Annotated in this window: 12 protein-coding genes; 1 reads left to right on the forward strand and 11 read right to left on the reverse strand. The window is 46.6% G+C overall.

Features of this window, described 5'->3' with window-relative positions:
• Positions 1-86: 86 nt before the first annotated feature.
• From AMJAP_RS17115 to AMJAP_RS17160, 10 genes are all read right to left on the reverse strand, one after another.
• Complete coding sequence (locus AMJAP_RS17115; RefSeq protein WP_019622757.1) at positions 87-1,313, reverse strand: transporter; 1,227 nt, start codon at positions 1,311-1,313, stop codon at positions 87-89.
• 96 nt (positions 1,314-1,409) lie between these two features.
• Positions 1,410-2,222: a hypothetical protein gene (locus tag AMJAP_RS17120; protein WP_019622756.1), complete on the reverse strand. Its 813-nt coding sequence runs from the start codon at positions 2,220-2,222 to the stop codon at positions 1,410-1,412.
• 24 nt (positions 2,223-2,246) lie between these two features.
• Positions 2,247-2,966 carry a C39 family peptidase gene (locus AMJAP_RS17125; RefSeq protein ID WP_019622755.1) on the reverse strand — a complete coding sequence of 240 codons (720 nt, stop codon included), beginning with the start codon at positions 2,964-2,966 and terminating at the stop codon, positions 2,247-2,249.
• An 87-nt stretch (positions 2,967-3,053) separates the two neighbouring features.
• Positions 3,054-4,367: a hypothetical protein gene (locus tag AMJAP_RS17130; RefSeq protein ID WP_019622754.1), complete on the reverse strand. Its 1,314-nt coding sequence runs from the start codon at positions 4,365-4,367 to the stop codon at positions 3,054-3,056.
• A gap of 45 nt (positions 4,368-4,412) precedes the next feature.
• Positions 4,413-5,051 (reverse strand): hypothetical protein, encoded by a 639-nt coding sequence (locus AMJAP_RS17135; RefSeq protein ID WP_019622753.1) that lies wholly within the window; start codon positions 5,049-5,051, stop codon positions 4,413-4,415.
• Between the two features lie 2 nt (positions 5,052-5,053).
• Positions 5,054-5,386, reverse strand: a complete 333-nt coding sequence (locus tag AMJAP_RS17140; RefSeq protein WP_019622752.1) for a hypothetical protein — start codon at positions 5,384-5,386, stop codon at positions 5,054-5,056.
• Positions 5,387-5,714: 328 nt separating this feature from the next.
• Positions 5,715-7,082: a sigma-54 dependent transcriptional regulator gene (locus tag AMJAP_RS17145; protein WP_236588732.1), complete on the reverse strand. Its 1,368-nt coding sequence runs from the start codon at positions 7,080-7,082 to the stop codon at positions 5,715-5,717.
• 923 nt (positions 7,083-8,005) lie between these two features.
• Positions 8,006-9,403, reverse strand: a complete 1,398-nt coding sequence (locus AMJAP_RS17150) for a TRAP transporter large permease (protein WP_019622750.1) — start codon at positions 9,401-9,403, stop codon at positions 8,006-8,008.
• Positions 9,400-9,990, reverse strand: a complete 591-nt coding sequence (locus AMJAP_RS17155) for a TRAP transporter small permease (protein ID WP_019622749.1) — start codon at positions 9,988-9,990, stop codon at positions 9,400-9,402. Before AMJAP_RS17155 ends, AMJAP_RS17150 begins: the two co-directional genes overlap by 4 nt.
• A gap of 224 nt (positions 9,991-10,214) precedes the next feature.
• Positions 10,215-11,198: a TRAP transporter substrate-binding protein gene (locus AMJAP_RS17160; RefSeq protein ID WP_019622748.1), complete on the reverse strand. Its 984-nt coding sequence runs from the start codon at positions 11,196-11,198 to the stop codon at positions 10,215-10,217.
• 377 nt (positions 11,199-11,575) lie between these two features.
• Here AMJAP_RS17160 and AMJAP_RS17165 point away from each other — a divergent pair, with 377 nt between their 5' ends.
• Positions 11,576-13,171, forward strand: coding sequence for a methyl-accepting chemotaxis protein (locus AMJAP_RS17165; RefSeq protein ID WP_019622747.1), 1,596 nt, complete (start codon positions 11,576-11,578; stop codon positions 13,169-13,171).
• A gap of 65 nt (positions 13,172-13,236) precedes the next feature.
• On the opposite strand, the gene AMJAP_RS17170 is transcribed toward AMJAP_RS17165, so the two are convergent.
• Positions 13,237-14,613 (reverse strand): sigma-54-dependent transcriptional regulator, encoded by a 1,377-nt coding sequence (locus AMJAP_RS17170; protein WP_019622746.1) that lies wholly within the window; start codon positions 14,611-14,613, stop codon positions 13,237-13,239.
• Positions 14,614-14,639 lie beyond the last annotated feature (26 nt).

The following is a 14,639-nucleotide window of genomic DNA, read 5'->3' on the forward strand; positions in this document are numbered from 1 at the left end:
CAATAATTCCAGAGAAGCCGCCATTATAGTGGATACTTACTCAGTAAAGAATATCCGGGCCATCTCTGGCCCGAGAATTTCATAATTTAAAAGCGATAGGGGAATTTTACTCCGAGAGAGAAGTCAGGAGCATCGGGGGTGAGGCCAATACCCAGAGTGGTTGACATTGATAGCTTATCGCTCAAAGCATAAGTAACGCCGGCATTAAAGGTCGCCGCATTACCATCACTACCAAAGATATCTTTCCATTCACTTCCTTCCAGCCGCGTCTCACTTTTTTGACTGATTCTCTGTGAGACTGACAAACTCATACTCATCCGTTCATTCATCGCAAATGCCATTCCCAGACCGTAGAAAACAGAGTCACCTAAACGAACATCCCCAGGCTGATCCCCTGAAGTAGAGCTAATATCATCAAAACTCCCATCTAGGTTATAGGTATAACCCACATTGGCAAACAGAATGGCGGGATCCGTCGTTTTTACAAAAGACAGACTATTGCTGATACTCCATAAACCACTTCCGGTAGGCAGCTCTTTGGGATAAGTAACTGTATCGGTGCCGCTAGCGTTGGTTACTGACTTGGTGACTGTTGGTGTTCCATAAGGATGACTGCCGGTAGGAGCTTTAATACTCAGGTTCCAGACTATATCTGGCCTGCTAGCCGTTTCATTAAAGAGCTTATACGCAGACGTTAGAGTAATATCGCCTAAATCAGCTTCATCCACAGTGGCTTCAGCGCCAACACCATTTACATTGCGTTGAAACGATGTATTCCTGTAAACAAAGGGCACTGTGGCACCAATCTGCCACCGGTCGTTGACGTTATAGCGTCCCGTTGCATCGAAGGTATAAATATCTGCTGATATATCATCAACCGAAATGTCACCCAAGAAGATAGCATCCAGCGCCAAAAAGCCTTCCAGCACGAGTTCCTTACGATCGTAATGGCTATAATTCATTCCCAGCTCTACGGTAAAACTATTACTGAAAAGCGCATGCTCCTCTTGCATTATATTATCAACACTGGAGCTGGGCGCGGCTGATTTCACTACTTCATTCTGAGCTGTTTGCTTCTGAGGTTCAGCTTGTATAGCTTGTCTGCCGCTCTCCAGCGAATAGAGCCGTTGCTCCATCTCTCTAAGTGTTTGCGCCTGTCGTTCATTAATTAGTTTTAATTGTTTAATTTCGAATTTTAGCTGCTCTCCGTCACTTACTGTCGCGGTTTCTTCAGCCAAGACGACCTGACATACCGCCAGACTTAACAGGCTTACGGCCATCCCTGACCGGCCCCAATGAGATCTGTAATCCATTTGTTTTCCCCCTTTCCCCCGAAAAGAGCAAAGCGATCCAACGGACCACTTTGCACATACCCATAGTTAAAAGTAGCAGGTATTTAGCCTACGGCTCTATAAGCCCCTGAGATGATTCAAAGATCGGAGGACTCCATTGGGACGAAACTCCGATAACGACGAGCTTAGTTCGACAGTCAAACCGATACGATTAAGCACCTGATTTAAATCGCTGTTTAGCTGAGTGCTCTGGAGTATATTTCCGCCGGAAAACTGTGAGCGGGTAATTTGCTGCGACACCGAACCAAAATCAGGAATATCAACCTGATAACCAACACCTTCAGCATCTACAGAAACCTGGGTATTAACACCTTCATCACTCAGATGACTGTGAGTTCCCGTATCACCTACCTCTATCAACCCTTCAGTATCAGGAACGATGTCAGAATCGGTCACCGTCCAATCGACAGCATTGTGGACACTATTACTATCTCCGGCGACCTGAATGCTCTGCACTACCCCGGAGATATTTTCCAGAGCACCATTGTCCGACACATTATCTAAAGATGACTGTAGCACCTCTTCCGACGGCACTGACAAGCCAATATTTCGACTACGGTACATCGTCATATGCGGGCGGTAGCGATCACGACCAAAATCAAAATTGACACGCATCTCCATATTAAAGTCGCGCCCCCCCTGGCGTTGCCAGTCCGTACGCATACGTATACCAAAAAATGCTACTTTGCGACCATCGACAAATCGTCCTCGCATTGCGGCAAGTTCAACATCACTTACTACTCCTCCTTGTAAACCAAAAGGGCCTGTTTGTTGGGCCGCATTTGAATTATTTGGCAACAATAAAAACAAACTTACAATTGCCGATCCTGCTGTTACTCCTATTCTTGTATTCCATTGACAGCTGTTCATGACTTACTCCTCCCTTTCGGGAAGTTAAAACAGTTCGGCATGGCGAAAACCATGTTCCAGTAACTGCGCGTCACTCAGAGGTGCGAATGTATTGCTTAAGCTCCGGGCGGTTAGTTGACGCTGTGGATTAATCAAAACAGATGACTTATTGAATCCACGCCCAATGACAGCAAAGACAATACCGTTCCAACTCGATAAAAAATCATCTATAGGCATGATTTTATTACCCAAAGCCGGATCAGCCAGATAGACAAGGTTCTCTTCGGTCTTCTTTAATACAACGAAGTGCTTATAACCTTTGAGATCCAGCAGAACAATGGTTGGTATCTTTATTCCTTGCAGAGTATCAGGTTCAACTTTATAACCCCGGCCACGCATACCCACGCGCTCCAGATAGTGTTTAATATTTAGTAGCGAAAATCCCTGTGCTCGAACTTGTTCAATATCACTAACGGCAAACAGACCATCCAGCATATCTTCTTCTGTCACTCGCAGGCCGTAGCCGTACCTGAGCACAGTAGCCAATGCCGCTGCGCCACAGCTAAAGTCAGTCTGCTGTTTTATAATATGCTGATAGCGTTGTTCACGCATGCTAATGACCGGCTTACTCAGGTTTGAGCCACCGGGAAGAACGTTAGCTAACTCAATCTGAGCGGCCTGTACAGGGAAGTTAATAAATAGCACCAGAACCAAAACGGCATCTGGAATCCTGGCGAAACTGCTAGTAATCTTACTAATCATCATAATAAGCCCACTTATAACAGTCTAAAGCCAGGCTGATTTAACAGCCCGGCTCAGATCATCTCAGCAAAAGTCTATCTATCAGAACCTTCATTCACCCGAAGGAACCGTAATAGACGTACTGTCTACCTTAGTCATAGCCAGACTATTATTTTGCAGATTACTGGTACCGGCCGTAATATTCACACCGATATTACCCTTCGCACCACGTAATGCATTATCACCCATTGCTGCGTTGTTCTCATGCCGCACGTAACGGCTAACCAAGTGCTCAACACTACCGGTAAAGGTTCCACTAAGAGATTGCGTACCTGCTTCAGAGAAACCAATACGGCCTCTCTCTCTGCTCGGACCAATACGGCCTCTTTCACCATGAGCGGAAACAACACCTCTTTCTCCTGAACCTGAAATAGTGCCACTTTCAGTGAATTCAAAGCGACCTGGATCGTCATTATCACCGCCGGGTGAAACATTATCGTTATCAAAATCAAGATGCCCCCAGTAAGAGGTACCGCCCCCCTGCTCATGGCCATCACCATTAATCCAAACTTCTGGATAAACATCATTGCTCTGGCTTGAAGTGCCTGAATACGTTGCAGGACCATTACTACCACTGTAGCGAGCAGCGCTATTAACACCACTGTAGCTAGCACCTGAATTTGTACCGCTATAACCTCCGTTACCAGAACCGTTATAACTACCGCCCATAGCACCATTCATAGAGACCTGAGTGGTAATTATTTCATGGGTTTCTTCAGGCAGGTTATGAACCTGATTATTTTCGGTTTCCTGAGCAACCGATACCGTCGCCTCACCCATAGAGCCTGAAGCAACTGAGCCGGCAAAAGAGTTTGCCTGGACGTTACTACTACCCGCCGCAATATTTACTCCGATATTACCCCGGGCATTCTCTAGCGCATTGCCGCTAAAGTCAGCGGTATTGATAGTCCCCCAGTTGAAAGCGACATTATCTTCCGCATTCTGATCCATAAAGATTTCAGCATCGGCGGAGCCAAATACAAACCCTGCATCAGCGGCAGCCAACGCTGCGGCATTACTCTGTACGTTATGATCACCGGCACTGATGTTCACACCAATATTACCTTTAGCACCCTTAAGCGCGTTACCGTCAAGTGTTGCAGAGTTATCCACACGGTCATTTATGGTCAGGTTATTATCACTATCCTGTTCCTGATCAACCACTGCCATACCCAGAGAATCAACACGAATACGGCCTGTGATCGCAACATCACCTGAATATTCAACACTTTTTTTCACATGGACATGCTTACTTAGGTGGGCCCCAGAGCCGCCACGAGAGTTGCCTTCTGCAAGGGCGAAACCTGAAAAACTAAGTGCAGCAACTGCGACGGCCAACGGCGCCATTTTAAATACCTGTTTCATGGTCCTTCTCCTTTTTATTCTTCAAGCACCGGGGTATATTCCCGATTATTTTTTTGATCCCAGTGAAACACTGAGACCAAAACTGTTACTTGTTGCATTTCCTGAACCTGCCAATTGGTTGATCTGTACCACACCACTGGTTCCATTAAAGGCACCCTCACCGATCGATACTTGTCGATGTTGTCCATTACTATCACTGGTAAGCTGGCTGGCAGATTGACCGGTTACCGTGAGACTTAACTCACTTTCAGAAACCGCAACCCCGCCTAAAGCAAAACCGATAGCAACGTCATTGAGTTGTGCATTACCGGAACCACTTGCATGGTTAATAGAGATAAGGCCAGAAGCATTGGAAAATGCATTGCCCTCAATCAGACTGACAGCTGAATAAAGCCCCCCCCCGGGAAGGCCAACATGTTGTGAAGCTTTGATCTGTGCCGTTGCACCCAAACCCTGACCGATACTTACAGCAAGAGCACGAGCATTAAGCTGAGCATTAGAATCCCCTGCGACAATATTGACGCCGATAATTCCGCGACTACTTTCCAAAGCAAAATCACTAATCACTGCCTGGTTACTGTATTCAAATTGTTCAACCGCAAGTGGCGTTTCGGCAGCAGCACTAGCGGCCATCAGCAGCATCAATAAACAATTAACAGATTGAGTAGAGAGAGAGCCTTTCATAATCAGCGCCCCTCCAAATAGACTTCGACAGTTACAACTGAATTGCTGTAACCCTGAGCACTTTGAGCTCCTTTCTTAACACCCCCCTCATCCCAGAGAATAATGCCCAATTCCATCTGGGCCGACGGAATCGCATGATCAATTCCTTGTCCGCGAACAGCTCCGAGCTGATCCTCGTCCAGCACTGCTACTGCAATGCCTGAATCAGATGCGAATAACTGATCCCCCACCCCTTGATCAGCCATCAGCACAGGCGCCCACCACAATCCAGCAAGTGATAGCAAACTAACCGCTAAAACTTTTTTAATACTGGTTGGGGTTAACCAATTGATCATTCTGATCACCTGATAAGTGGACTAAGTTCACTTACAACACAGCAAGAACAGAACCAAAAAAACTATCTGTCTGATTTACATAGGATTAATCATCTTCGGCACGATACTCTACTAGCGAGAGAGGCTGTAACTGTTTCAGGAAGTTAACACCAACTTGACAACAGCAATAAAAAAGACTTATGTATCAGTTAGTTATATAGCTACACATAAGTGTAAAGGCAGTATTACAATCTTAACGCAAGCACACTTTTCGGTACCGGTCAGACATAAAAAAACCGCCAATAGCGGTTTTTTTATACTTAAAAGACAAGACATTAGCAGAGATTCATTACGATAAAGATAAGTGATACTTTTCGATGATTCGATACAATGTCACTCTGGATACACCCAACACCTTGGCTGTCTGTGTCATATTATTATGGCAGTATCTTATGGCACTGATAACCGCCTCTTTCTCCGCCTTTTCTCGTGCCTCTTCCAATGAGATAACTGGCCGATCATCATCTGTACTGTAGCTCTGCAGGTCCAGGTCATCCGGCTTAATCAGCCGCCCATCGCACATAACAATTGCCCGGCGTATCCGATTAATAAGCTCCCTGACATTACCTGGCCAGCTGTATCGTTCCATCACCTGTAGAGATGTCTGAGAGAAACCTTTAAGTTTTGCCTGCCCATCTGAAACAAAGCGGTCAAAGAAGAACTGGGCCATCAACTGAGTATCACCTTCTCTTTCTCGCAACGGTGGTGGCTGCAACTGAAGAACATTCAATCGATACAAGAGATCCTCACGAAATCGACCACTTTTAACGGCTGCATCAAGATCAACATTCGTTGCTGCAACCACTCTGACATCCACAGGAATTTCTGTATTGCCACCCAACCGTTGAATTACATTTTCCTGCAAGAATCGCAGCAGATTAACCTGCATATCAAAAGGCAAGTCTCCTATTTCATCAAGAAAAAGAGTGCCTCCGGCTGCCGCCTCGATCTGGCCACATTTCTGCGAATTAGCGCCCGTAAATGCACCTTTTTCATAGCCAAATAATTCAGACTGTATGAGATTTTCAGGGATAGCACCGCAATTAACAGCAATGAATGGCTTGTCTGCACGGCCGGAGCGCTCATGGACAGCCCTCGCGATCAGCTCTTTTCCGGTTCCGCTTTCTCCATATATCAAAACAGGCGCATCGACACTGGCAACCTTACGAATCGAGCCAAACAATTTAATCATCGATGGACTACTCCCCACCATCTCATACTCATCGTAGCCTTGTTCCAAGTCATCTAAGCATAGGCTTGCCATTCCATGAGCATGGCCTAGTGTCGACAGCAGACGCATATAGTCTACCTCTGAGAGAGGCAGCGTATAATAATCATGACAAGTTTCACGAATCAATTTACAAAAAGCTCGCTCATGTAAACACTCAGTACTAGTGATAATCACCCATTCGATGGTGCGATAATCAGTCAAAAGAGCCTCTACTTCGCGAAGCTGACCGGGTTCAACACTGACAAGCTGAATTAAACCAACACTATACTTTTGATTATCAATAATGCTTCTAGCTTCCTGCAGGCACTCTACTTCTTCAATATCCCAGCCCTGCAGAGAGATAGTGGCTTTGCTAATAGAGTCAATCTTATTATTTGTCCGTACATATAAAACTGGACGACGTAATTCCACCATTGGAATATTCACACACACCCCCTACTCCCTCATCCTGCATCACTAACCCATGTGATGCCGCACCTAAGGGCCCGTTCTCCAATAAGCGACAAGCCTATGTCGCAAATAAGAGGATAGTTTATAAAAACAGCAGGGGTTACTAAATCATCCCGGAATGGGGACATTTAACTTGACAATATTTCATTAAGAAAATATGAGAAGCGAGTAGCTTTTGACGCGTTTTCCCTAATTACCTATAGGGCAAATGTCCTAAAGCATCAGTTTTTCAACATCCAATTAACTCATCTTTATAAACATAATAGAATCAGCAGAATATATAATTCACGCAGACAATAGCATCAAGAACTATCAATATAAACAAGAGGTTATTGCCTTAATAGCAACCTGATCAGCTACCCCCTCGCTACAAGTATATTTAACTAACTGGAGGTATCATCATGTCTAGATCCAAGCTCGCTGCCAAAATGACACACAAGCAAGCCGGACAACTCCCAGCTGAGAAGTAATAGAGAGAGGCATCGATACCATTATGAGCAAAGTTACTGATAGCGCCGTAAAACCAGCATTATCAACTGCCAAATGCCGGCACCATTAATTTTTTGTATTCCGACTCAGTAAGAACTCACGCTATGTACTGAGGATTCCTCTTTGAGGTGGGTTTGAGGCAAGCAATATCACGATAGCAACAATGGAGACCTGCATAAGAAAGACCTTGAAGCACTTCGTATAATCTCACGAACCTTAAGCGTCGGGACAAGCATGGGAAAGACCACTGCATCGATAAAAGCCTTCTGGACATATTTTCTGTGCATTCGTCATCATAAGCGGTAGATGCACCTGATTTTTGACAAAAAAAAGGGCCGCAGATTCATTAAGAAAATGCGGCCCTAAACAGTTACTCATCCGGATTGGGTGGATGAACGGCTGATTACAAACTAATAACCATTCAAGTGATCGATATATTCCGGCAAGAACAGCGAGATCTGCGGTATATAAGTGATCAATATCAGGAAGAACAACAGCAAACATAACCAAGGCAAGCAGGCTTTTATTACCCAGATCATATTCTTACCGGTGATACCTGCGGTCACAAAGAGGTTCAAGCCTACCGGAGGTGTCAGCATGCCAATTTCCATATTCACCACCATGATAATACCCAGATGAATCGGATCGATACCCAGCTGAGTCGCTATTGGGAACAGAATAGGAGCCATGATCAGAATGATCGCAGAAGGCTCCATAAAGTTACCCGCTATCAACAGCAGAATATTCACTACAATCAGAAAGCCCCAGGCTGGCAGCCCCCAGTTAACGATCACTTCAGCAATCTGATGAGGGATACGCTCAGTCGTCAATACATGTGCAAACAGCATCGCATTAGCAATAATAAACAGCAGCATCAGAGACACTTTCGTGGCATCCAGAATAACCTTACGTACTTCAGGATGACGAACTGACTTAGGAATAGCCCATAGCATCTGCAATATATTACGGATAGTTGCTGAGCCTGCGGACTCGCCCTCATTCTGCCATGCGATCCCCTTCATTGGACCAATATCACGATAGCCAAGCACTGAGACCATGTACGCATATACTGCAGCAACTGCTGCGGCTTCAGTCGGACTGGCAATACCGCCATAAATGGAGCCCAATACGATGATAATCAACATCAGGCCGCCCAGGGCGATAATGAAAGACTTACCTAAATGCCGGAATCCCGGAAAGGGCTCAGCAGGCAGCTTCATTATCCGCGCGGCGATATAGATGGCAATCATCAGAATACCGCCCATCATCAAACCCGGAATAAAGCCCGCCATAAACATACGCGATGCTGATACTTCAGTCGCAGCAGCATACACCAGCATAACAATCGAAGGCGGAATCAAAATACCGAGAGTACCGGCATTAGCAATTACGCCAGCGGCAAATGACTCTGGGTATCCAGAACGTACCATACCCGCGATAACAATAGTTCCGATCGCCGCCACAGTCGCAGGCGAAGAGCCCGATACGGCAGCAAACAGCATACACGCCATAACCGATGCCATCGCCAGTCCACCACGCACATGGCCGACACTATCAACGGCAAAATTAATCAGCCGCTTAGCCACACCGCCGGTCGATAAGAAGGCCGATGACAGGATAAAGAAAGGGATCGCCAGCAGCGTATAGTGCTCAGACGTTGCCTCAAAAAATTTCAATGACACTGAAGCCAGTGAGTCGTTTGAGAACAGAAGAATTGTCGTCACGCTGGACAAACCCAGAGCGATCGCAATCGGCATGCCCATAAACATACAGGCAAACAGAATAATAAATAGCGCAGCAGTAGTCATGAGCGATCCCCTCTGTCTGAATCCTTACGTTCTTTCTCGAGTCTTTCCTGCTCTTCCATCGCTTTCAGTTCTTTCGCTATCTCCATGCTTTCTTCGGCTTCATCATGCATACCAAAGCCCTCAGTCTGATGCTTAAGTACTTTCCAGCCCAGCTCTAAGAAGCGAATGATTAGCATTGCAAAACCGATCACCAGAATACTCATCGCCATCCATTTCTGAATTGGCATATCTTCCAGCTCGATGCCGATCATTTTCATCTTGCTCAGATAGATCCACGAGCCATAAAGTAACAACCCGCTGTAGACCAGGCACAGGCCAATCGCGACCAGCGTAAAGAAGCGGTGTGCATTTTTCGGCAGCAACTTAACAAACACATCAACACCGATATGCGCACCGACTTTAATGCCGTACGAAGCACCATAAAGCACAAACCAGGCAGCCAACAGAAGAGTCATCTCCTGCGCCCAGTGAATACCCGAATTAAAGCCAAAGCGCATTACCACCTCAGCAAATACCAGTAGCGTCATCGCCACCAGCAGCAGGGAGAGAAACGTCTCTTCCAGCTTTGTGATTAGATTACGAACCATAACGGCCCCCTTAATAACAACGGTGAACTTCCTACCTTGTCATTGTGATAACAGGTGCTTCACAGGACAGCCTTACAAGCCCATACAGAGCCAGAATGGCTCTCCTGTGAAACCAAAGAGTTAAATATCTATAGAGAGGGTGCTGCGACAGGGCCTATACTCCCGTCGCAGCTATCGTGCTTAGTCACCCTAAAGATCTCGCAGAGATCTTCGGAAAACCTGCTTTACTGGTTAGACGCTTCAGCGGCTTTTATCAGATCAGCACCGATTTCATCCGCAAACTGAGCCCAAACTGGCTTCATAGCTGTCACCCATAGGGCACGCTCTTCAGCTGAGATCTCGATAACTTCAGAACGCTTAGAGTCGATAATCGCCTGCTTATCACTGTTCGCTTTATCTGCAGCGATACCGTTACCAAACGCGATCGCTTCATCCAAAGCCGCTTTTATTTCAGAACGCAGATCAGCATCCAGACCACCCCAGAATTCAGCAGAAGTCACGACCATGTAATCCAGCACACCGTGATTTGACTCAGTGATGAAGGGCTGTACTTCGAAAAACTTCTTGGAGAAGATGTTAGACCAGGTATTTTCCTGTCCATCAATCGCCTTCGTTTGCAGCAGTGTAAATACTTCAGAGAAAGGCTTCTTCAAAGGAACCGCGTCCACCGCTTCAAACTGTGCCTGCAGCACATCAGAGGTCATGATGCGGAACTTTTTACCACTTGCATCGGCAGGTACTTTCAGCGGATCGCTGGCAGATAGCTGCTTCATACCGTTGTGCAGGTAGCCCAGGCCGACCAAACCTTTAGACTCAAGAGAGGTCAGCATTTTCTGGCCATCAGCACTGCTTTGAAAACGCTCAACGGCATCGATATCCTTAAACAGGAACGGCAGATCAAACAACTGTAGAGACTTAGTATATTTCTGGAACTTAGACAGGGATGGCGCCGCCATCTGCACATCACCCAGCAACATCGCCTCCAGCACCTTATTATCGCCAAACAACTGTGAACTAGGGAAAACATTCACTTCCACTTTTCCTGCCAGACGCTCAGCAACCAGTTCAGCAAACTTGTTGGCCATTTGACCTTTAGGCGTATTTTCTGCCACTACGTGAGAAAACTTAATTTCAACCGGTGCAGCTATTGCTGATGTTGCACCAAGAGTCAGAGCCATTGCCGTAACGGCCGCAGTAAGTAAACGCATATGCTTCTCCAATATTGTAATTATTCAGGCGCTTTTGGGTCTAACAGCAGAACCCGCGCTCAATTTCTTTTTTTTTACACATTGGTTAGAGCAAAGTACGCGCCAACTATCGAAAAAAGCCTAGAGAAATATTTTTTACTATGTCAAAACAATAAGTTGGGACAGTACTCTCTGTTGAAGCTCAAATAGATGGCAACTAACTTACGGGCGGAAAACCACCCATTTACGACGAGAACAAAGAGGGGTTTCCACTCAATCGCAAGGGCTGATCCGTGAAATTACCCAAAATGCTGACATAGACAGTCGCACCGTACGCTACAGACAGGTATATTAGTGGCAAACTTAAAAAGCCTGATAATTCATCCGGATATCTAATTATGGCGATTCAAACCAAAGTAAATTTAAGCCTCGCTTTTGTCTTTCTTATTGTACTGATCACCTCTATCACTGCGATCTATAGAAGCGAAACCGGCCTGTCATCCGAAATTGCGCTGCAAAATACGCAAAGCACTGCCGATGCTTACTTCGACAGTATCAACATCATGATGCTGAGCGGCACGATGAACAACCGGCAAGCACTGCAATCAAAAATCCTTGCGAACCCGGATCTGATCGAAGCACGCATCATACGTGGCGATCCAGTTACAAGCATGTACGGTGAAGGCACATCGGATTCACATATCCAGGATGATCTGGATAGACGAGCAATGACGGGCGAGAACATAGCCGTTGAACTGGATGATGAGAAAGGCCACCGGATGACCATTATCCATCCGATGCGAGCCAGCTCAGATTATAAAGGTACCAACTGTCTGACGTGCCACCCGGTTGAGGAAGGTGCGATTCTGGGTGCTGTTCGCGTGACCTATAGCTTTGAGAAAATTGATAAGCATATCTTCACTAATATCAGAAACATCGCTCTTGTCGAACTGGCTATGTTTATTATCGCGCTGTTTTTAGTCGGCTGGATGATTCACCGAATCGTCATTAAACCGATCAATAAAATGAACGATACCATTCGGGATATTGAGCAGAATGCAGATCTGACTCAGCAGCTGGACATACAATCTAATGATGAAATTGGCCAGATGTCCGTTTCATTCAACAGCATGCTCCGGACCTTTCACGACAGTATTCAGCACGTCGTCCAGTCAATTGAGATGCTGGGCCAGTGTAGCAGTCATATCAATGATATCTCTGAGATGGCTAACAGCGGCACAGCAAAACAGATAAGCCGGGCTGAAGCGGTCACCAATGCAATGATCGCAATGGATGGCGCTACACAGAACGTTTCCGCCACCGCCGACGTCACCATTAAAGCGTCTGATAAAGCGTTACAGGAAACCCGTAGCGGCGTTGATATCACCTCCGCTACCGTGAAGAAGATTGAATCTCTGCAGCAGCAGATCCAGCACGCAACCGAGGTTATCGTTCAACTCGAACAGCAAAGCTATAACATCGATGCTGTATTAAGCGTGATTCAGGATATCGCCGAGCAAACCAATCTCCTTGCACTTAACGCGGCGATTGAGGCGGCACGTGCAGGTGAGCAGGGCCGAGGTTTCGCCGTCGTCGCAGATGAAGTTCGAACCCTTTCTCAACGGACTCAGAACGCCACGGTTGAGATCAACGGTATTATCGGCTCGCTGCAGCAAAATGCGAAGGGCGCCGCCCAGGTAATGGGGCAGGCAAGCAAAGAAACCGAATCGAATGTTAAAGAAGTTCAAGAAACCTCAGCGGTACTCTTTAATATTCAAAAAGAGATGGAAGCGATTACTGAAACCAACCATAGCATCTCCGAATCCGTGAAGCAGAGCGGTGCAGCTACGCTGGAAATCGAGGGCGCGGTTAATGAAATAAATGAGGGCAGTGAACACGCTAAAGACCGGGTTGTACGTTTATCGTCAATCGCGGTACAGCTGAATAACCTGGCGGATGAACTGGATAAAAGGGCGAAGCAATTTAAGCTCTGATTCCAGTTTCTACTCAGAAAAACGGCGACCCTGGGGTCGCCGTTTTTATATCTGCTACTCAGCCTTTATTTGTAATCTTTCTTATCCAGCTCATACTTTTTCATTTTGTCATAGAGCGTCTTACGGGGAAGCCCCAAAGTTTCCTGCGTAAGCTTCAACGAGCCACTGTTGCGGGACAGCTCCTCTTCCAGGACCAGTTTTTCAAACTGCTCAACCTGCTCTGGCAAGGTCATGCACTTACCTGGCGAAGAACCGTTCTGCTCCCCTACGGAGAAATCATAACTCGGCCCCAGCAACACATAGCGCTCAGCGATATTCCGAAGCTCCCTGACATTACCGGGCCAGTGGTGAGCAACCAGCGCCCGCAACTTTTCGGCGCTCAGCTGTGGCACCTCTTTCTGATACTGGGCCGATGCGATCAATGCAAAATGCTGAAACAGCATCGGAATATCTTCCCGCCGTTCTCTGAGCGGTGGAATCTCAAGACTCACAACGTTAAGACGATAATACAGATCTTCCCGGTATTCGCCCAGCTCACTCAACTCGCGCAGGTTCACTTTAGTTGCAGCCACCACCCGAAGGTCCAGCGCGATTAACTCATTAGAGCCTAATCGCTCTATCGCCCTCTCCTCAAGCACCCGTAACAGTTTAACCTGTAACGACGGAGACATACTCTCGATCTCATCCAGGAACAAAGTGCCGCCATTGGCATGCTCGAACTTACCAATGCGACGACTTTTAGCATCAGTAAAAGCCCCCTTTTCATGGCCAAACAGCTCGCTCTCAATCAGATGCTCTGGCACCGCGCCACAGTTTATCGCCACAAAGTTCTTATCCCGGCGGTTACTGTGCTCATGAATATAGCGAGCTACCAGATCCTTACCCGAGCCGGTTTCAGCCTGAATCAGAATATCCGCAGGCGTGTCAGCAATGTGCTGAATCATCGCCCTAAGCTGTTGAATACGTAAAGAATTACCAATAATCCGGGGGCCTATACCCCCTTGCGCCTCAAGCGCTTTACGCAAGTGTCTGTTTTCAAGGGTCAGACGACGCTTCTCAGCGGCACGACGGACAACGTCATTGAGTAACTCAGAGGAAAAAGGCTTCTCAATAAAGTCGTAAGCACCATCTCGCATAGCCCCCACAGCCATAGAGATATCACCATGCCCGGTTATCAGAATAACGGGCAAATCCGCATCAATATTGACGATCCTTTGCATCAATTCAAGCCCATCAATACCCGGCATATTGATATCACTGACCACAACCCCGGGCCAGTCCCGGTCAAGAAGGCTCAAGGCTTTTTCAGCACTCTCTGCAGCCACAACGTCATAGCCGGCTAGCTCCAGCGTCTGCCCAACGGCAATCCGGATATGTTTCTCATCATCAACTAACAAGATTTGATGCGGCTGCTTCTCTTCCGCTGTTATTTCAGCATTCATCGATCGCTCTTTATTCTTAACCGTTT

The sequence above is a fragment of the Amphritea japonica ATCC BAA-1530 genome, from assembly GCF_016592435.1.
Taxonomy (GTDB): Bacteria; Pseudomonadota; Gammaproteobacteria; order Pseudomonadales; family Balneatricaceae; genus Amphritea; species Amphritea japonica.

What these genes read in the sequence shown, in the direction of transcription:
- AMJAP_RS17115 (WP_019622757.1), bottom strand. Translation starts at nt 1,313, where the DNA reads ATGGATTACAGATCTCATTGGGGCCGGTCAGGGATGGCCGTAAGCCTG.
- AMJAP_RS17120 (WP_019622756.1), bottom strand. Translation starts at nt 2,222, where the DNA reads ATGAACAGCTGTCAATGGAATACAAGAATAGGAGTAACAGCAGGATCG.
- AMJAP_RS17125 (WP_019622755.1), bottom strand. Translation starts at nt 2,966, where the DNA reads ATGATGATTAGTAAGATTACTAGCAGTTTCGCCAGGATTCCAGATGCC.
- AMJAP_RS17130 (WP_019622754.1), bottom strand. Translation starts at nt 4,367, where the DNA reads ATGAAACAGGTATTTAAAATGGCGCCGTTGGCCGTCGCAGTTGCTGCA.
- AMJAP_RS17135 (WP_019622753.1), bottom strand. Translation starts at nt 5,051, where the DNA reads ATGAAAGGCTCTCTCTCTACTCAATCTGTTAATTGTTTATTGATGCTG.
- AMJAP_RS17140 (WP_019622752.1), bottom strand. Translation starts at nt 5,386, where the DNA reads ATGATCAATTGGTTAACCCCAACCAGTATTAAAAAAGTTTTAGCGGTT.
- AMJAP_RS17150 (WP_019622750.1), bottom strand. Translation starts at nt 9,403, where the DNA reads ATGACTACTGCTGCGCTATTTATTATTCTGTTTGCCTGTATGTTTATG.
- AMJAP_RS17155 (WP_019622749.1), bottom strand. Translation starts at nt 9,990, where the DNA reads ATGGTTCGTAATCTAATCACAAAGCTGGAAGAGACGTTTCTCTCCCTG.
- AMJAP_RS17160 (WP_019622748.1), bottom strand. Translation starts at nt 11,198, where the DNA reads ATGCGTTTACTTACTGCGGCCGTTACGGCAATGGCTCTGACTCTTGGT.
- AMJAP_RS17165 (WP_019622747.1), top strand. Translation starts at nt 11,576, where the DNA reads ATGGCGATTCAAACCAAAGTAAATTTAAGCCTCGCTTTTGTCTTTCTT.
- AMJAP_RS17170 (WP_019622746.1), bottom strand. Translation starts at nt 14,613, where the DNA reads ATGAATGCTGAAATAACAGCGGAAGAGAAGCAGCCGCATCAAATCTTG.